Raw genomic sequence first — 19,283 nt, 5'->3', positions numbered from 1 at the left:
AGCCAACGATTCGATGATTAAAAAAGAGCATTTGTACTCGCGGACAAGCCGCATTAAGTAGACAAAATGCCCAACACCATTTTGATAGCGGGTTCAATCCAATATGGACTAAGGTCTCTCATCAATTTCTTTTCGTTGTGTGGGTAGAAAATCTTTTCTATCAAGGCCCATTACCACTGCAAGCGCACCGGCCACATAAATAGAAGAATAGGTTCCAATGACAATACCAATGATAAGCGCTAGAGCAAAGCCACGAATCGTTTCACCACCGTAAACAAATAATGCGACAACCACAAACAAGGTTAAAAGGGATGTCATGATGGTTCGCGACAAGGTTTGGTTAATAGAAATGTTCATAATTTCTAAAGGATTTACACGTCGAATCTTAATAAAATTCTCACGAACCCGATCAAAAACAACAATGGTGTCGTTTAAGGAATAACCAATAACTGCTAATAAACCTGCAAGTGCTTTCAAATCAAACTCAATACCAAAGAAAGCAAAAATACCGAGAATCAAAACCGGATCATGCACTAAGGCCACTGCTGAGCTTACTGCCAGGCGGTATTCAAAGCGCATGGCAATATAAATCATGGTTGCTAGTAAGGAGACAATAATTGCTAAAGCCCCTTTGGTAGCCAGTTCTTGTCCAACCTGCGGGCCGACGAAATCGACACGTTGCTTCACTGCGCCAGGTAGTTGCTCCATGACTTTGTTAACAAGTACGGTTTGATCAAGATCTGCCCGTGGTGCGATACTAATCAATACATCTTTGGAGGTTCCGTAGCTAATAACTTGTGCTTCTTTGAAACCAACCTTATAAAGGTTATCGCGGATCATAGGAAGGTCCGCAGCTTGAGGAAAACTCACTTCAACCTGGGTTCCCCCGGTGAAGTCTAATCCCCAATTCAATCCATTTATTAACAAAGCACCAATGGAGAGCACAAAAATAAGCGCAGAGAACAAGGCGGTCCATTTGCGGGCGCCCATGAAATCTATGTTTGAATTTGGATTAAAAAATTCCATCTGAGCCTCGTTTTTAAATACCAATTGATAATTTTTTCACATTACGGCCACCGTAGTACCAATTTACGATAGCTCGGGTATAGGTAATGCTGGTTAACATTGAGGTAATTAATCCTAAACAGAGAATTACCGCAAAACCACGCACAGGCCCAGTACCTATTGCAAAGAGGATAATACCGACAATCAGTGTTGTCACATTCGCATCCATAATCGTTGCAAAGGCGCGATCGTAACCCGCCGCAACTGCCGCTTGCGGTGAAAGGCCATGTCGTAGTTCTTCGCGAATCCGCTCATAAATGAGTACGTTCGCATCCACTGCCATACCTACGGTAAGTACGAAACCGGCAATACCAGGTAAAGTCAACGTTGCCCCGATAATTGACATTAATGCACTAAGCAAAATTAAGTTTAAAAACAGGGCAATGTTGGCTACTAAGCCAAAGAAGCGATAATAAACCAACATCAGTAAAAGGATTAAGCCCATTCCAACTTCTAGGGATACCAATCCTCGATGAATGTTTTCTTTACCTAAAGAAGGACCTACTGTTCTTTCTTCTACCGGATAAATCACTGCAGGTAAGGCCCCAGCTCTTAATAATAAAGCCAAATTGCTTGCTTCTTTGCTGTCGGTCAAACCAGTGATTTGGAAATTATTGCCTAAAGCGGTTTGAATGACAGGCGCAGAAATAACCCGCTCTTCACGATGAGTTACTCTTTGTTCTACCCCATTTACTGTTTGCGTGCTTGCTTTAGTTTCCACATAAACGATTGCCATTCGCTTACCAATATTTTCTCGAGTGATTTTGGTGAATAAACTTTCTCCGCCCCCGCCCAATTGTACTTGTACTGCAGGTGTAGCTGATTGTTGATCAAAGCTAGAAACTGCACTGGTGATTGAATCACCACTCAAAACAACCTGTCGCTTCAAGAGAATTGGACGTCCATCCATTGAATACAACTTGTCATTAACAGGCACCGCTCCAGTTTGCTTGGCAATCTGCGCATCATTCTCTTGATCAACTAAATAAAATTGCAGCGTAGCCGTACCACCAAGAATTTGCTTCGCTCGCGCTGCATCTTGAATACCTGGTAAATTCACTTCAACTCGAGTCGCTCCCTGCTGCTGGACAACAGCTTCTCCTACGCCCAATTCATTCACTCGATTACGCAAAATACTCATTGTTTGTTCAATAGTGCTTTGACGAATAGAGTTTAACTCAGCAGGTGATAATGACAGTGAAACGGTATTAGTAATTTCAGATTTGGTCAGTGTCAGATTAGGGAATTTTCCTTTAATCTCATCAACCGCCTTATTCATTAGATCAGGACTGCGAAAACTGATATCGATTCCTTTATCCGTAACATAGCGAATCCCAGAATAACGAATTCCCGCTTCTCGTAAATCCTGGCTGACTCCTTTCATCAAACCTTCAAAACGACGACTGATAACGCTATCAACATCCACTTCTAAAAGAAAGTCCACTCCTCCACGAAGGTCTAAACCTTGTTTCATTGGCTCTGCACCAATGTTACTTAGCCATTTTGGTGTAGCAGGTGCAAGATTGAGTGCAACAGTGTATTGGGAATCTAACCCGTTTTTAATGATATCGCGTGCCACTAATTGAGTATCAGGAGAACTAAAGCGTATTTCAAGGTGATCACCTGAAGTCGTGATTGGAAAATGAGAAATCTTTGCATTATCCAAGAGTGTTTCTACTTGCTGCTTCAATTGCTCCATGTCAACAGGCGTTTGCGATGAAATTTGCACAGCGGGATCTTCACTGTATAAATTAGGTATTGCATAAATTAAGCCGACCACTACAATAGCGATCAGCATTAGATTTTTCCAAAGTGGATATTTATTCTGCATTTGCTTGTCCCAGTATCAAAACTTAGAGGGATTTAATTGTACCTTTAGGTAAAACCGCGCTCACTGCGCCTCGTTGTATACTCACTTCAACGCCTTCAGCAAGGGCAACTTTGATGTATTGCTCATCGATGCTCACTACTTTAGCGAGTATGCCACCCGAGGTTACAACCTCATCTCCTTTTTTTAGGTTGCTAACCATTGCACGGTGTTCTTTAGCACGTTTATTTTGCGGTCTAATTAACATAAAATAAAAAACGATAAAGATAGCTGCGATCATTATCAGCGAAAAAGTTCCATCAGGCTGTGCAGCTGGAGTTGCAGTACCTGCAGCTATCGCATCGCTTATAAAAAAACTCATACCAAATCTCCTCAAATCCGCTGTTAATCAATATGCCATTCCAAGGCACCCATTATGCCGAGACAAATCTACCCTTTGATTCTTGCCGAAAGTAAAGGGCTAATTAAGTGCGTGACATCATAGCGAGATTTCAACCTCACGTAAATGAAGACTACGCAATTTCACAAGGTTTTACACTAAAGATTGCATCCGATGTTGATAATAATGTGCATTATGTTGAATTAAAAAACGCTGGCACAGCAAGGGAGTTTGCATTAATAGATGATGGAAATAGGCTCGAGTTAATTTCTGCTCACAAGTAGGACAAGTACATTCTGCATCAATAACCTGATGTTGCTTTGTCATCCCGCTGTCAAGTAAAGCGATAGTGCCCTGTGCAGTGTAGACTTGGCCAGCAAACGCATCACTCGCTGGTTTATCTGATTCGATTAACTCAATCCCCTCATTGATTAACTCGTCTAATTGCAAGCAATCAAACTCGCCCGCAAGATAGCTTGGTTTCTTAACCCTGTTTCTCAATTGCTGAATAAAATCAGACCACGGTATTTGCTTGTCATAAACAAGATAGCAACCTGTCGTTTCATTGACTGGGCTAAAAATGTTAGGAATTTTTGCTGAGAGCTCATTTCTATAAGTCGCTGTAACCCTTTGAGGAAGAATAACGGTCTCGGGCTGTAATTTTAGTAGTAAAGTAAAGAGTTCATCCTCGGTAATACTTATAGTACTGCCATCAAAGCGCGAGCGAACCGAATATAGACCATTGCTATTCGCTTTTAACCTAGTCGCATTCACAATAATAGTCCCTGGCCATCCGCAATAACTGCGCAAATCGTCTATGGTATTTAGCAATGCGAAACCGGGTTTCATTAATAATTCATCAAGATAATAAGCAACTCCTTCAACGCCGATTTCTTGCCAATTCGCCAAAGTTAAACAAGCCCCGGCTTCAGAGCTGAGTACGGGTATGAAGTTATTTTTCTTTTTTGGGCTCATTTTGCAACTCCTCTCATGGGCTAAAGCAACAAGCTCGCATCACCATAGCTGAAAAACCGATATCCTAATGCAATTGCCTCCTGATAAAGAGCCATTGCCTGGGCGTGACCAATAAAGGCAGAAACTAGCATGAGTAAGGTCGATTCAGGTAAATGAAAATTAGTGATTAAGCCATCACAGATCTGAAATTGATAACCAGGATAAATGAAAATATTAGTATCGCGATTACAAGGTTTCAGTAGGCCATTTTCTGCTGCACTTTCCAAACTGCGCATTGAGGTGGTACCCACTGCGATAACCCGTTTACCGGCTGCACGAGTACTATTGACCGCTTGGCAGAGTTCCTCACTGACAATGAACTGTTCGCTATGCATTTTATGCTCATGGATCGAATCGCTTCGTACGGGTCGAAAAGTACCCGCGCCAACATGCAAGGTAGAGTAGGCGATATTGACACCCTTTTCTTTTAATTGCTTTATCAACGCTTCGTCAAAATGAAGCCCTGCAGTGGGCGCTGCTACCGAGCCTTTATGCCTCGCATAGACTGTTTGATAACGATCCGTATCCAAGGACTCATCCGGCCGGGTAATATACAAAGGCAAAGGGATATGACCAATTTCATTCAGCATTAAATCGACATCACCCAACACCTTGCAATGGTATAAATCATCCAACTTTTGCAATACTTCTATTTGCCAGTCTTTGGCTAAAAGAATCAAAGAACCCGCTTTAGGAGCCTTGCTAGCTTTAATATGAGCTAAAAAAGAATCATCGCCATTTAAGCGTTCGACTAATAACTCAACCTTTCCTCCACTCTGTTTTTGACCGTACAAACGTGCAGGAATTACTTTGGAATTGTTCATGACCAAAAGGTCGCCAGGTTGAAAAAACTCACTTATTTCTTTAAATTGATGATGATTGTACTGCCCTGTTTGGCGATTAAAAACAAATAGACGTGAATCGCTGCGATTGGGCAAAGGATATTGAGCAATCAACTTCTCGGGTAAATCAAAATAAAAATCTTGTTTATTCATTTTTCAACCTGAAAACTAAATGGCATATTATATACCCATTTTAATACGCTTAGACAAAACCATTTTGCTTTCATTGGATTTTACCCTAACCTTTAAGGAGTTAGGTTAATTTATTGGATGTCTTTGGTTCTCGAAATAAGGAAAATAATCATGCTAGTTACTTTCTCCTGCGACGCGTATGAAAATATCACCATGTTTGGTGATGTAGCAAAACGCCTTTTATCAATCATGGGCCATAGTGGCGCTGTACCTGGAGCCCTAGTTGCAAAGGAGATTCCTGGGGCCCTCTCGCGCCTAGAGAAGGGGGTTTCACAAGAACAATCGCAAACGCCAGTAAAACAACAAAGAGAGGATGAGGATGACCAAGATGAACCTGTGAGCTTGGCGAATAGAGCCTTACCTTTAATTAATATGCTTAAGGCAGCGAGTAAGGAGCAGTGTAATGTGATGTGGAAGTGAGTCTGTTGGCTCAGTTTGTTTCCTACCTCCCCCCCTCATCCCTAAGTCCTGCGAGGAGTTGGGGGGCTTTAACTCAATGGCATTGAAGAGAGGGTGAAGAAAAATCTCAAATGCTTATTAATGCTGGCCTCCAGACCAATGACCCCATCAGTGAACTATGCTAAACTTATCCGCTTAAAATTTTATGTTTACGTACCATGATATCTCTAAACCAAATCACCCTTTCTCGCGGCAATAAAGTTCTGCTCGATAAAGCTAGTGTTACACTCCATGAAAAACAAAAAATCGGTTTGATAGGCCATAATGGTTGCGGTAAGTCGAGTTTGTTTAGTCTCATTCTAGGTCAGCTTACTGCGGATACTGGAGAATATTTAATCAATTCTCATTTACGAATTAGCCATCTCTCTCAACAATTGCCCGATAGCCAAGATTCAGCACTGGATTTTGTTCTTGCTGGAGACGAAGAATACCTCAAGTTACAACAATCTTTGCTTCAAGCTGAAAAAGACGGTAAAGATGCAGAAGTTATTGCTTGTCATGAGCTTCTAACTCAAACAGCCGGCTATAGCAAACCTGCAAAAGCGGCGGCGATCATGGCAGGATTAGGCTTCAAAGCAGATGACCAAAACCGCGCTGTCAACAGCTTTTCTGGGGGCTGGCGGATGCGGCTCAGTCTTGCGCGCTGCCTGATGAAACCCGCTGATCTCTTATTACTCGATGAGCCAACAAACCATTTAGATATGGAGGCCATTTTTTGGCTGGAAAAATGGCTTAAGCAAAGCCCAAGCAGCATCATTCTTATTTCCCATGATCGTGAATTTCTAGATGCGTTTGTGACTCATATTCTCCATATTGAACATCAGATGATGAATTTGTATAGCGGTAATTACAGCCGTTTTGAACAAACTCGAGCCGAACAACTTGCATTACAACAAAAGATGTATGAAAAGCAGCAGCAAAAAATATCTCATCTTATGGCTTATGTGAACCGCTTTCGTGCCAAAGCAACCAAAGCGAAACAAGCTCAGAGTCGTCTTTCTGCGATTGCTAAAATGGACATTGTTGCCCAAGCCCAAGTCGACTCCCCCTTTTCTTTTAACTTTTATCCCTGCCAGCGCGCTGGTAATCCGCTTATACACTGCAACCAGGTTTCAGCAGGCTATGAGGATAAACCTGCAATACTTAAAAAAATAAATTTAGCGCTCAATCCTGGTGATAGGATTGCCCTGCTTGGCCCTAATGGTGAAGGGAAATCAACTCTCATTAAAACACTAACTGGTGCGCTTTCTCCGCTTTCTGGCTCGATTCATCGCTCACCTAATTTGCTCGTGGGCTATTATGCCCAGCATCAATTGGAAGAATTGGATTATCAATTAAGCCCCGTTGAAACAATTCAACGTTTATCGCCTGAAGCGAGAGAGCAAACGATTCGCGACTATTTAGGTGGATTTAATTTTCTTGGTGATATGGCATTAAAGCCCATTCATCATTTTTCCGGCGGCGAAAAAGCAAGATTGGCATTAGCGAAACTTGTCTGGTTAAAACCTAACCTATTATTATTGGATGAGCCAACCAACCATCTTGATCTTGGCATGCGTGCAGCCATAGAAATTGCTTTGCAAAGCTATGAAGGGGCTTTAATATTAATTTCGCATGACCGACATCTATTACGCACAACGGTGGATGATTTTTATCTGGTTTACCAACAACACGTCCAAGCATTTAAAGGCGATTTAGATGATTATTATCAATGGCTACAAAATCGGGAAGCAGGCAAAGAAACTCAGCAAGCGTCAATTACTAATAACCCCTACCGCGAGAAAAAAACGCTTCAAAACCGCATAAAAAAATTAGAACAGGCAGTCGATCAGCTCCATCAACGCCTTTCACAGTTCGAGGATACTTTAGCTGATTTAACACTCTATGAAGAAGGACAACAGCAGAAATTGCAAACCTTGTTGCAACAGCAGAAAACCTTGCAACAGGAATTGCTGCAAGCCGAAGAAGAGTGGTTGGAAACGGTGAATGCTTTGGAGGAGCTTAGTTAATAATTTTTCAATCTTCCATTCTCTGCCTGGCAACGCTCATAGCGCTATATCGAATGTTGAAGATGAATATGTCAATGAGCTTAAAATCATCAGAGATTATCCACCCTTTTGCAACCCATCCAATCGTCGCAGCACTCATCGGCTATAGTTACCTATATACCAGCCCAGGTAATTGACCGCTAATTCAGCATTTAGATTAATATTTTGTTAATTTTCCTCAGATATAATTGGCCTGTTAATAATACCAGGGATATTTATGAAGCCAGTTATTCACTATTTATGGGTAGGCCAACCTACTAAAACCGATCCTACTACCATTGCAGGTCATGATATTGCAGGCCCCATTAACATGGCTCGAGCATTAAAAATACAAGAAGAGAATGGCGAAGAAACTAACCCGATAAAATTTTGGTGTTTGGAAACCCATGCTAACTTTTATCGAACGACATTTGAATCAGAAGGGGTCGATATAGAGATTTGCACAATCGAAGGTTTATTAGAAAAAGAAAGTGATGGTGATTTAGCGGATCGTGCTAAGTCTGTGCAAGGCTTTATGGCTGAATATTTAGGAACTGTTGAAACCAGAGTCGCATTCAAAGACATTTTCTCCTTATTTTTGTTAGCTAGTGAAGGGGGTTATTTTTTTGATACTAATGTTTTTCCTGAAAAAAATAAGCCAATTTCTTTATTAGGAGAACCCGTTGTAACTACGGCTAAATCAGGTTTTCAAGAAGCAAATGATTTTTATATGATGTACTCACCCGGGCGACGAAATGCGGATATGATAAATATTGTTGATGATTGGATAAGAGAACCAGGATTTGGCAGCGTATCTGTATTCAAAGTGGCTGAGGTACCTTATTTTAATAGTGAAATGGGTGTACAGAAACTCAGTTATAAATCTTATCATATGAAAAATGATCTAGGTTTATTCTATTGGCTTAACAGGGAGATTGAGCTGTTTGAAGAGCATCTAAAGTATGGTGATATCGATGAACAAAGGACATTTTCTCCAAGTGCAATAGCATTACAAGAGGCTAGTTTGTGTTATTTGAAAGATCCTACAGAAGAAACATTATTGGCACTTCCATTCACCACCAATGAAGCCTTCGTATCGGATACAAAAAGTAACAAGGGTAAAATTTATTATGTTAACAAGGAAAAGGGGATCGCTGCTCTTGTTTTGGATAAGTGCTCTACGCTATTTGATATATTTTCTGTATCTGACAAGATTTATGGGGCATCTTCTGAAGATATACTAACGATAGCGAATGAGATTAGCCCTAGTCATTTTCACCCTGAATATATCGTTAACACAGAAAATTGTACGCTGTTGCATCACGCTGTATTAAGTAAAAACACCGCGCAGGTGCAAGCACTACTTAAATCGGGCGCTCGCCTGGATCTAGTAGCTACTTATGAAATTCGACCTTCAGGTCAAATTTTAGAAGTCACGCCAATACAACTTGCTCAATACCTTCAGTATGAAGAGATAACCTCTTTACTATTACAAGCTAAGGATAAAAAACAAGAAGCTCCTCCAGAGATGGAAAAAGAGGAAACTAGCAGTGGGCAAGCAGTATCAAGAGAAAAAGAGGATAATTCTGTAGTAAAACAGGGCCTATTTCGCTTTTTCCAATACCCAATCTCGATAATAAATGCAATCAAGCCTTCTATTACAAATGCACACTCTTTGTAAGCCTAATCACAGGTTCATCATGGAATGTAGTTAGGGATGAACCTTTGGTTCTGTCGCAAAAAATAATCGAAAAGCCTACATTCTTTATTTGTCTTGGCTTTTCTTGACTAATTGCTGCAACAACTGCTCTGCCGCATGTTGCTCCGCTTTTCGCCGATTAGGACCATAGCCAACGGCCGGTGTTTTAATTCCGCTCACTTTGCAAATCACATGGAAGACTTGATCATGCTCCTCGCCTTCGATTTTAGCTAAGCTATATACAGGTAGAGGTTTTTTCTTGGCCTGTAAATATTCTTGTAACTGCGTTTTGGAGTCTTTTAGGTTGTTATTTAGATTTTCATCTTCTAAACGCGAATGATAGAGCTTAAGAATCAATTGTTGGCTTTCAGCAAAACCGCCATCAAGAAAAACGGCAGCTATCACTGCTTCCAAAGCATCTGCAAGGATAGATGCACGACGGAACCCCCCGCTTTTTAGTTCCCCTTGACCAAGAAATAAGTAATCTCCTAATTCGATTTCCGCTGCTATTTCAGCAAGCGTTTCGCCTTTGACTAAAAAGGCGCGTAACCGACTTAGCTGCCCCTCACTTTTCTCTGGGAACAGGGTAAATAGCGCGTTGGCAATGACGAAACTTAAAATAGAATCACCCAAAAACTCATATCGCTCATTATTTTCGCTGCCAGCGCTACAATGGGTTAATGCTTGTTTTAAATGGGTACTTTTTTTAAATTCATAACCTAATCGTCTACTGAGACGTTCTAAATCGATGCGAACCAACATTTACCTCTTAAAATAATCCTACTCAATAATATAATAGCTCCTACATAAGAGCCTCATAGAATATCCCGAGTCCAAATCGTAGCCATACCAAATCATGGAGATCCTTCGCTAGGCGCGGGATGATATACAATGCGCAGGATACTGTTGCGGGTGGGCTATCATTCACCAATAGATTAAATGATATACTAGTTAATAAAGCGCCCTATTCTTGACCATCTCACGCGGTCTGTGTTTCCATCCCAGCTCATCCAGACGATAAATGCCTTGCCGCGCAAATATTTATCAGCAGTAAAGCCCCAAAACCGGCTATCAGAACTGTCATCACGATTGTCACCCATCATAAAATACTGTCCTTCCGGGACTTCTATATCAAAATCTTCAGCCGCAACCTCAGGTCGAATATAAATATCATGAATGATACCGTTTAAATCCTCTTGATATTTAGCGACTGCTTTTCCTGAACTTTCATCGGTTGTGTACTCAATGAACGTTTGCTTCATCTCCTTTCCATTAATGGTTAAGACTTTATTGTGGTAACTAATTTTATCGCCAGGAACGCCAATGACGCGTTTGATGTAGTCGTAACTGGGATCCGGTGGCCAACGAAAAACCGCTATCTCTCCCGTTTTAGGATTAGAAACCGGAATTATTTTCTTTTCCCAAACTGGCAGCCTAAATCCATAGGCAAATTTATTGACTGCAAGAAAATCCCCCACGAGTAAGGTCGGCTCCAAAGAACCAGAAGGAATGCGAAACGGCTCTAGTAAAAAAGAACGCAAAATCAATACAAGGAAAAAAACAGGAAAAAAGGAACGTGAATATTCAATAATCTTCCCGGGCTTTTGTTCAGGTGCACGCTTTTTAGCCCAAAAAAGAACATCAAATAAATAAATAATTCCAGATATCGCAGACAGTACAACTAACAACAGAGCGAAGTTCATGCTTATTGTTTCCTATTGCTATTTTAAAGAGATTTTATTTCTTTCTATCCGTTTGGAACACAGCCATAAAAGCTTCTTGCGGAATTTCTACATGGCCAAGTTGCTTCATACGCTTTTTACCCGCTTTTTGTTTTTCCAACAGCTTCCGTTTACGTGTGATATCTCCACCGTAACATTTTGCCGTGACGTTTTTACGCAGCGCTTTCACTGTTTGACGGGCAATAATGTGATTACCCAAAGCAGCTTGAATTGCAACATCAAACATTTGGCGTGGAATAAGCTCGCGCATTTTTTCCGCTAAGGCTTTACCACGATTATAAGCAGCATCTTTATGCACAATAACTGCCAAAGCATCAACTCGGTCGTTATTAATGAGCACATCCATCTTCACCATTGCCGCTTCTTCAAAACGTATAAAATTATAATCAAGCGAGGCGTAACCACGGCTTACTGATTTTAATTTATCAAAAAAGTCGGATACGACTTCACTCATAGGCAGATCATAGGTAACCGACACTTGGCGGCCGCTATACATCATATTGATCTGCACTCCACGGCGTTCAACACAGAGGGTAATAATTTGTCCCAAATAATCTTGTGGTACTAAAATATTAGCCCGCACAATCGGTTCAAACATTTGCTTTATTTGCTGTGGCGGAGGCAATTGCGAAGGATTATCAATCATCAAGGTCTCATCTTTAGTCGTGACCACTTGATAAACGACTGTTGGGGCAGTTGAGATCAAATCCAAATTATATTCCCGCTCGAGCCTCTCTTGGATGATTTCCATATGCAGCATACCCAAAAAGCCACAGCGAAAACCAAAACCAAGCGCCTCAGAGGATTCTGGCTCATAAAACAATGAAGCATCATTAAGGCTTAATTTGGCTAAAGCTTCACGAAAGGCTTCAAAATCATCGGCACTGATTGGGAAAAGACCTGCATAAACTTGTGGCTTAACCCGCTTAAATCCAGGTAAAGGAGTCTCAGCCTGATTCTTTTCAAGCGTTAAAGTATCACCGACAGGAGCACCTTGAATATCTTTAATACCTGCTACAACATACCCGACCTCTCCAGCCTGTAAGACTTCGAGTTTAGTGCGCTTGGGAGTAAAAATACCGACCTGATCAATTTCATAGGTACGGCCAGTCGACATCACACGCATCTTATCCCCCTTACGCATACTGCCATTAGCAATACGAACAAGCGAAACAACACCGAGGTAACTGTCAAACCAAGAATCAATTATTAGAGCTTGTAGTGGTGCATCAATATCACCTTGGGGTGGAGGAATTTTAGCAACAATTCCTTCGAGAACATCCTCAACACCCATGCCACTTTTTGCACTCGCACGAATAGCATCATGGGCTTCAAGGCCAATGATATCCTCAATTTCGGCAATCACACGCTCTGGTTCGGCTTGAGGTAGGTCGATTTTATTAAGTACAGGCAATATTTCTAGAGCTTGATCTATCGCGGTATAACACACCGCAACAGTCTGTGCTTCGACCCCTTGGGCGGCATCCACAACTAAAATCGCGCCCTCACAAGCAGCAAGTGAGCGAGATACTTCGTAGCTAAAATCAACATGGCCTGGGGTATCAATGAAATTGAGTAAATAGGTCTTGCCATCTCGCGATTTATAATTCAAAGAAACACTTTGCGCTTTAATGGTGATGCCTCTTTCTCGTTCGATATCCATCGAATCGAGTACCTGTTCTGACATTTCCCTATCAGTTAGTCCGCCGCATAGCTGAATAAATCGATCGGCTAGTGTTGATTTACCATGGTCAATATGGGCAATAATAGAAAAATTACGGATTCGATTTAGATCACTCAACTGAAAAACCTACTAATAAATTGCGTTATTCTAGCTGAATTATGATGTCCAAGCTACTTCAATTTATTGGGACGCGACCCAATCTGCATCTGCCCCCCTCTTTCGCACGAATGACATTGCAAATAGAAAATAGAGATGATTTACTTATTGAGTTATGCTCCAACAAAAAATGCTGTGATGTAAAAAAATTGCTGTTACTTGATTTTCTTAATACAATCGGCCTTTTTTGAATTCAAATAAGGATGACCAATGCAACGATTAATCACGATCTGTTTCAGCCTTATATTGCTACTCGGTAGTTGTATAGCCCAAGCGGACCTGGCCTTCACCCAACGTCAAGATGTACAAAATTTTATAAATCACATGGTCAAAGACCACAAATTTGACAGAAAAGAACTCATCGCAGTAATGAGCGATGTTCAGCTCCAACCCCAAATCATCGAATCAATGGATAAACCCTTTGAGAAAAAGAGCTGGGATGTCTACAAACAATTATTTTTAACGCCTGAAAGAGTACAGGCAGGTATGGAATTTTGGCGTACCAATCAAGCTGCTTTAGACAAAGCCGAAAAACAATACGGTGTTCCTGCAAACATTATTGTGGCGATTATCGGCGTTGAAACGCTTTATGGTAAGCATCAAGGGACTTATCGTGTCTTGGATGCCTTATCGACTCTAGCCTTTAATTACCCTAAACGCTCCCCCTTTTTCACCAAAGAATTAGGTGAGTATTTATTGCTTTGCCGTGAACATCAGGTTCCACCCACTCAATATCTAGGCTCTTATGCTGGAGCGATGGGCAAACCGCAATTCATGCCTTCCAGCTATCGTAACTATGCCGCTGCTTTTTCTCCTAATACAAAAATCGATTTAATGAACGATGATAATGCAGTCATCGCCAGCGTCGCTAATTATTTCCATAAACACGGCTGGAAATGGAATCAAGGCATAGCGCAACCTGCTCAAGTTGAGGGCTTAAACTATAAAAAGATTAATACAACCTATAAAACAGCTGTTTATCGTGTTCAACAATTGGAGGAAGCCGGAATTAAACCGCTTACCGCAGCGGCGAATACACCCACTAAAGTAGGTTTAATCGAATTAACGACGCAAACAGGCCAAGAGTTTTGGTTGGCTTATCCCAACTTTTATGTCATCACCCGCTACAACGCCAGTCCTCAATATGCTATGGCCGTTTATCTTTTCTCTCAACAACTGAAAAGCCAGTGGGCAATGACTACCGTTGGGAGAAAATACGCCTACGTATAATGCTCATTTATTAAGGACATCAATGTGGCCACTTGTTTTCTTTTTACTCAACACCTTAACGAAAATAATTGTTTGAGTTTAAGGTTGGATGCAAAAGGTCAGGTTGATGCGCCCCTCACGCAACGTGACTTTGCCGAAATTAAAGCGCTACAAGTCAACGCCCAAACCTATATCGTTGCACCAAGCCATCAGTTTAGCTTACATCAAATTGAACTTCCCTGGCTCGCCGATCGCAAAGCAAGAGCGGCCATTCCTTTTGCTTTGGAAGAGCGCTTAGCGCAAAATGTTGATACGCTGCAATTTGCTTTTGACCGTAATTATTATCAAGAGGGAAAATATTTAGTCGTCGTAGGAGATAAAAATTATCTACAAGAGCTGATAAGTTTTTTTGATGAGCACCACATCAATTTTGATCATTTAACCCTCGATTGGTTTGCTCTTAAACCCCAAGAAATCGCCGTGATGGACTCGTTTTTATTAATCAATAATGATAGTTTTCAAGGTGCTTTAAGTCCGGATCTTATCTCATTTTACCTGGATAAATGGACCCATGAACAAACAATTTATTGTTTTTCGGATAGTGATAAATCACTGCTCAAACCGACTGAAGCACAGCTCATCGAGCAACAAGAATCCTCCTATAGTTGGCTAGCTCAGCGCTTATTAACCAACAAACCATTCAATCTCTGCCAGGGTGAATTGCAGCATGGCGGCAGCCAAAGCAAAACCAAACGCTTATATCAGGCCGCCTGTGGTATGTGCCTGCTGTGGCTATTATCGGTGCTAGTGGTCAATGCTACGCAAATTTATTTTCTTAACAAAGACATGGCTGCGGTGAATGAGAAAATAGCAGTGATTTATAGAGAATTTTTCCCCCAATCCCATCAAGTCATCAGCCCCAAATTTCGCATTAGTCAACTGTTAAAATCCAATCAAAACAACTCTGATTTTAGCTTTTGGACTTTACTTGATAAATTAACAAAAACAGTTAAAGAAAATCCAATTACTATCGAGCAAATACGGTTTCAAAATCAAACACTTTTAGTCACTTTAGCAACGAAAAATTTTGAAAGCTTAGCAGGTTTTCAGGCAGCCCTAGAAAAAGATAAGGTCAAGGTTAAACAAACTCAAGCCTCAACCCTCAATCAACAGGTAGTCAGTACCTTGGAGCTTAATCTGTGATAGCGAATTATTGGCATAATTTAAACGAGCGTGAGCGCTGGATGGCAATTATTGGTTCCATCTGCATGTTGATTTATTTATTCTACCTTTTAGTCTATTCGCCACTCACAACTGCAGTAAGTACCCGCTCGAAAGAATTAAGAGAAAAACAAGAAACGTTAATTTGGATGCAACAAGTTCGTCAGCAGCCTAGATCGCAAAAAACAGCTCAAGCGATTAATAATACCAAGCTTCTTGCATTAATTGGTAATCAATTGAGCTCTAATTCCTTACAAAAATTTGTTTATCAACTTCAGCAAACCGGCTCCGGTGATATTCAGTTATCCTACGATCGAGTACCCTATAATCTATTTTTAAGCTGGTTATGGGCGTTGAGCAATGACTATGCCATTAGTTTCAAGCAATTTTCTGCTGAACGGACTGACACACCCGGGATAGTAAAACTCATGGTAGTGATCACTGCCAAATAAGTTAACGGCAGTTTCGTATAAGAAAGATTAGCAATCCAGTCCTTAGCTCGATCAGTTCGTCCTGAGGAGCCGCAAAAGCGGCCTCTCGAAGGGCGCATCACCCTGTTTATCTTTCGAGACGGGCTAAAACCCTCCTCAGGATGAACGGTTTTGTCAGCTTAGCCTGCTCTTATCCCTAACTGAGCTAATTACTACTCGTGTTTGCTTGGATACTACTCCAATTCTTAATCCCCGCACTTTTGCGAAGTTCAGGAGGTAAATTGTCAAGTGCTTGCTGCGCTTCTTGATAGTTATTATAACTACCGTAAACGCCTTTATAATAATTTTTACCATCGCGGTTACATTTGACTTCTGCCATTCGAGCTTTTTTGGGTGCTTTATAAAGCTTTCCTGCCACTTGAGATGCTTTTTCACTTTCGCCTAATTGAATAGTATAGCCATTAGGATTCTGATTATTTACCCAATTACGGTCCAGATCTTTATGTGAAGCGGGAGAATGGTATGAACCAGTATAATAAGAATCTGGCACAGAAGCTTCGCGATATCCTGGTGTAAACTCACCATAATTTGCCGTTCCATCGTAAGTTTGCGGATAAAATTGAGTACTTTGATACTTATAGGGTTGATTAGTACTGTACATTGTATAATAGTTTTGCTGGTCACTCAGGCAAGCTGTCAGGCCGCTTGTACAAAGACAGATTGTTAAAAATTGTACTTTATTCATCATAGCACTCCCGTTATTCTTATTCTTTTGGGGATGAGATAAAGCAAAATTCTGCTACCTCTTTATTTGCTTATAAAGCATAAATGATTCCAGTTTCACTCGATTTGCTTGAATTTTTTTGCTGTAGGTTGTTTCAATTTCGGTTATCGCATACAGTATTGGATTTTTAATGCGACGACCGAATGTGGTGATGACAAAAAATGTGGACTCATAGGCGCTCAGGGCAATCTCATCAACGAGGCAATCAAGATCATCGCGATCCCTACGAACGCGATCGAACACGGGTGATTCATTGTCCTGCTTTTCGTCGTCTCCAACGCAAAACCCAGATTCTAGGAACGGATGAAGGCGATTTTCACCGTACTCGTTTAACTCACTCATTAGAAGTTGGTTCTATTGGCTGTAGTATCGTCCGTAATCTTGCGATTAATCATCAGCACTCTATTTTGCCAGGCTTATTGCCAAGCGAAGATTTAATCACTGTCGTTTGTTTGTTGCACGATATTGGCCACCCTCCTTTTGGCCATGGTGGGGAAGTTGCGCTTAATTATATGATGCGTAACCATGGTGGTTTTGAGGGAAATGGCCAAACTTTGCGCTTATTAACCAAAGTCGAAAACAGCTATGGGGTTTATGGGCTTGATTTAACTCGCCGCGCCCTCCTCGGCATTCTTAAATACCCTGTCAATCGCGCGCTAGTCGTTGCGCCTGAAGTCCCTAAACTCGTGGAATCCTTAAATAAAACCATTCGGATTAATGATTGGTTACCACCTAAAGCTTACTTTGATTGCGAACAACCTGAGGTTGATTGGCTTTTATCGCCTTTTTCTGAACAGGATAGACAGTTATTCCAATCACTAGAGCAGATGCCCGAAACTAACCAGCATGGAAAATCAGCCTACTATAGCTTTGATTGTTCAATTATGGATATAGCCGATGATATTGCTTATGGTGTTCATGATTTGGAAGATGCAATTCACCTTCGTTTGATTAACCGTGCCCATCTGGAAAATCAACAATTTGATGAACTTCTCAAAGAGACCCCATTGGGGAAAAATCAAAATCAATTACTCGCTTTCTTGTTTAGCCCTGAACTCTATCAGAGAAAACAAGCAATCGGCGAAATGGTAAATTATTTTATCACGGCGACTCATATTACAACGACTCATGAAGCCTTTGAAAATCCCTTATTAAAACATAATATTACCCTATTGCCCGAAGCAACTGCTTTATTAGATTATTTAATGCAATGTATTCATGAATATGTTATCGACTCGCAAGAGGCTCGAACTTTTGAATATGGCGGCCAAACGGTTGTTTTACGACTTTTTGAGGCGGTTAGCTCTAATCCCAATAGCTTATTGGATAATAAAAATCGCATCTTATTTCTAAAAGCGCAAGAAGAGGAAGCGGCTTTCCGAGTAGTTTGTGATTATATTGCCAATATGACTGATGAATATGCGCATCGGATGCATGAACGCTTATTCGGATTTAATACGCGGACTATTTTTGAAAGGCTATAAAGCCATTATCAGGCTAAGCTTATAATACATTTATTTGTTCATCGATAAGGATATTGTATGGAAACGATTCAAATCCCTCATTTAAAAAGAGCCTCACGTATCTGCTTGGGAACTTGGGCCATTGGCGGCAAGATGTGGGGCGGAACAGAAGAATCTGAGGCGCTAAAAACCATCCATAAAGCTTTTGAATTAGGTATTAATATGGTTGATACTGCGCCAGTTTATGGTTTCGGTACCTCTGAAGAAATTGTCGGTAAAGCCATCAAACAGCAGGGCAATCGGGAAAATATTATTCTGGCTACCAAAGTTGGATTAGATTGGACCAGTGGCAAAGTAATCAGAAATTCATCAGCTAGCCGTATTAAACAAGAAATTAAAGATTCTCTTAAGCGCTTGCAAACTGATTATATCGACCTTTATCAAATTCATTGGCCTGATCAATCCATTTCTTTTGAAGAAACGGCAAATGCTTTTAATTCTTTATTAGAGGCAGGAATAATTCGCGCAATTGGCGTCAGTAATTTTTCAATTAAGCAAATGGAAGAGTTTCTGAAGTTTGCTCCCATTCACACCATACAGCCGCCTTATAATCTTTTTGAACGAGCAACAGAAGAAGAAATTCTACCCTTCGCTGAAAAATCGGGCATGGTAACTTTGGCTTATGGCTCGTTATGTCGTGGATTATTGAGTGGCAAAATGACCTCTGATACGCAATTTACCGGTGATGATTTAAGAAAATCAGATCCTAAATTCCAACCACCTCGATTTGATGAATACCTTAAGGCAGTAGCCGCTTTAGATCAGTTTGCTCAAGCGCATTACCAGAAAACTGTTCTCGCTCTAGCAATCCGCTGGGTATTGGATAAGGGTCACACTATCGCTCTATGGGGAGCTAGACAGCCAAAACAGTTAACCAATGTTTCGGATGTGCTGGGCTGGACCCTTGATGATAGAGCAATGGAACAAATTGATGAGATTCTTAATCAAGAAATTAAGGAACCAGTGGGGCCTGAATTTATGGCTCCTCCGAAGAATGAATAGTGGTTTTAATGCAAATAGCCATCTTA

At 41.0% G+C, this 19,283-nt stretch carries 17 protein-coding genes; 8 read left to right on the top strand and 9 right to left on the bottom strand.

Features of this window, described 5'->3' with window-relative positions:
* Positions 1 to 108 precede the first annotated feature (108 nt).
* From secF to queA, 5 genes are all read right to left on the bottom strand, one after another.
* Positions 109 to 1,026 (bottom strand): protein translocase subunit SecF, encoded by a 918-nt coding sequence (gene secF / locus Lnau_RS03920; protein WP_058503844.1) that lies wholly within the window; start codon positions 1,024 to 1,026, stop codon positions 109 to 111.
* A gap of 13 nt (positions 1,027 to 1,039) precedes the next feature.
* A complete protein-coding gene (gene secD / locus Lnau_RS03915) occupies positions 1,040 to 2,896 on the bottom strand; it encodes a protein translocase subunit SecD (protein ID WP_058503843.1) in 1,857 nt (618 codons plus the stop codon).
* 22 nt (positions 2,897 to 2,918) lie between these two features.
* The gene (yajC, locus tag Lnau_RS03910) at positions 2,919 to 3,254 is read right to left on the bottom strand and encodes a preprotein translocase subunit YajC (RefSeq protein ID WP_058503842.1); all 336 of its coding nucleotides are present in this window, start codon (positions 3,252 to 3,254) and stop codon (positions 2,919 to 2,921) included.
* 171 nt (positions 3,255 to 3,425) lie between these two features.
* Complete coding sequence (locus tag Lnau_RS03905) at positions 3,426 to 4,247, bottom strand: tRNA-guanine transglycosylase (protein WP_058503841.1); 822 nt, start codon at positions 4,245 to 4,247, stop codon at positions 3,426 to 3,428.
* 20 nt (positions 4,248 to 4,267) lie between these two features.
* Positions 4,268 to 5,281, bottom strand: a complete 1,014-nt coding sequence (gene queA / locus Lnau_RS03900) for a tRNA preQ1(34) S-adenosylmethionine ribosyltransferase-isomerase QueA (RefSeq protein WP_058503840.1) — start codon at positions 5,279 to 5,281, stop codon at positions 4,268 to 4,270.
* A gap of 150 nt (positions 5,282 to 5,431) precedes the next feature.
* On the opposite strand from queA, the gene Lnau_RS03895 reads away from it, so the two are divergent.
* From Lnau_RS03895 to Lnau_RS03885, 3 genes are all read left to right on the top strand, one after another.
* Positions 5,432 to 5,740, top strand: coding sequence for a DUF1840 domain-containing protein (locus Lnau_RS03895; protein ID WP_058504809.1), 309 nt, complete (start codon positions 5,432 to 5,434; stop codon positions 5,738 to 5,740).
* A gap of 197 nt (positions 5,741 to 5,937) precedes the next feature.
* Positions 5,938 to 7,788, top strand: a complete 1,851-nt coding sequence (locus tag Lnau_RS03890; protein ID WP_058503839.1) for an ABC-F family ATP-binding cassette domain-containing protein — start codon at positions 5,938 to 5,940, stop codon at positions 7,786 to 7,788.
* A gap of 256 nt (positions 7,789 to 8,044) precedes the next feature.
* On the top strand, positions 8,045 to 9,487 hold the full coding sequence (locus tag Lnau_RS03885) for an ankyrin repeat domain-containing protein (protein WP_058503838.1): 1,443 nt from the start codon (positions 8,045 to 8,047) through the stop codon (positions 9,485 to 9,487).
* Between the two features lie 84 nt (positions 9,488 to 9,571).
* On the opposite strand, the gene rnc is transcribed toward Lnau_RS03885, so the two are convergent.
* From rnc to lepA, 3 genes are all read right to left on the bottom strand, one after another.
* The gene (gene rnc / locus Lnau_RS03880) at positions 9,572 to 10,267 is read right to left on the bottom strand and encodes a ribonuclease III (protein WP_058503837.1); all 696 of its coding nucleotides are present in this window, start codon (positions 10,265 to 10,267) and stop codon (positions 9,572 to 9,574) included.
* 185 nt (positions 10,268 to 10,452) lie between these two features.
* Positions 10,453 to 11,208, bottom strand: a complete 756-nt coding sequence (gene lepB, locus Lnau_RS03875) for a signal peptidase I (RefSeq protein ID WP_058503836.1) — start codon at positions 11,206 to 11,208, stop codon at positions 10,453 to 10,455.
* Between the two features lie 34 nt (positions 11,209 to 11,242).
* Positions 11,243 to 13,048, bottom strand: coding sequence for a translation elongation factor 4 (lepA, locus tag Lnau_RS03870; RefSeq protein ID WP_058503835.1), 1,806 nt, complete (start codon positions 13,046 to 13,048; stop codon positions 11,243 to 11,245).
* A 249-nt stretch (positions 13,049 to 13,297) separates the two neighbouring features.
* On the opposite strand from lepA, the gene mltB reads away from it, so the two are divergent.
* Genes mltB through gspM form a run of 3 tightly spaced genes read left to right on the top strand, consistent with a single transcriptional unit; the run spans position 13,298 to position 15,969 of the window.
* Entirely contained in the window at positions 13,298 to 14,317 is a 1,020-nt protein-coding gene (mltB, locus tag Lnau_RS03860) for a lytic murein transglycosylase B (protein ID WP_058503833.1), read from the top strand.
* 24 nt (positions 14,318 to 14,341) lie between these two features.
* Positions 14,342 to 15,499 (top strand): type II secretion system protein GspL, encoded by a 1,158-nt coding sequence (gene gspL, locus Lnau_RS03855; RefSeq protein WP_058503832.1) that lies wholly within the window; start codon positions 14,342 to 14,344, stop codon positions 15,497 to 15,499.
* On the top strand, positions 15,496 to 15,969 hold the full coding sequence (gene gspM / locus Lnau_RS03850) for a type II secretion system protein GspM (protein ID WP_238585915.1): 474 nt from the start codon (positions 15,496 to 15,498) through the stop codon (positions 15,967 to 15,969). Before gspL ends, gspM begins: the two co-directional genes overlap by 4 nt.
* A 184-nt stretch (positions 15,970 to 16,153) precedes the next feature.
* Here gspM and Lnau_RS03845 read toward each other — a convergent pair whose 3' ends face one another.
* Positions 16,154 to 16,696 carry an SPOR domain-containing protein gene (locus Lnau_RS03845; RefSeq protein ID WP_058503831.1) on the bottom strand — a complete coding sequence of 181 codons (543 nt, stop codon included), beginning with the start codon at positions 16,694 to 16,696 and terminating at the stop codon, positions 16,154 to 16,156.
* Between the two features lie 197 nt (positions 16,697 to 16,893).
* On the opposite strand from Lnau_RS03845, the gene Lnau_RS03840 reads away from it, so the two are divergent.
* Positions 16,894 to 18,216 carry an anti-phage deoxyguanosine triphosphatase gene (locus Lnau_RS03840; RefSeq protein ID WP_058503830.1) on the top strand — a complete coding sequence of 441 codons (1,323 nt, stop codon included), beginning with the start codon at positions 16,894 to 16,896 and terminating at the stop codon, positions 18,214 to 18,216.
* Between the two features lie 57 nt (positions 18,217 to 18,273).
* On the top strand, positions 18,274 to 19,257 hold the full coding sequence (locus Lnau_RS03835; RefSeq protein WP_058503829.1) for an aldo/keto reductase: 984 nt from the start codon (positions 18,274 to 18,276) through the stop codon (positions 19,255 to 19,257).
* The last annotated feature ends 26 nt before the right edge of the window (positions 19,258 to 19,283 follow it).

The sequence above is a fragment of the Legionella nautarum genome, assembly GCF_001467895.1.
In the GTDB taxonomy this organism is placed as follows: Bacteria; Pseudomonadota; Gammaproteobacteria; order Legionellales; family Legionellaceae; genus Tatlockia; species Tatlockia nautarum.
Note: the sequence above shows the minus strand (reverse complement) of the source record. Positions and strands in the feature narration are given on the sequence as shown.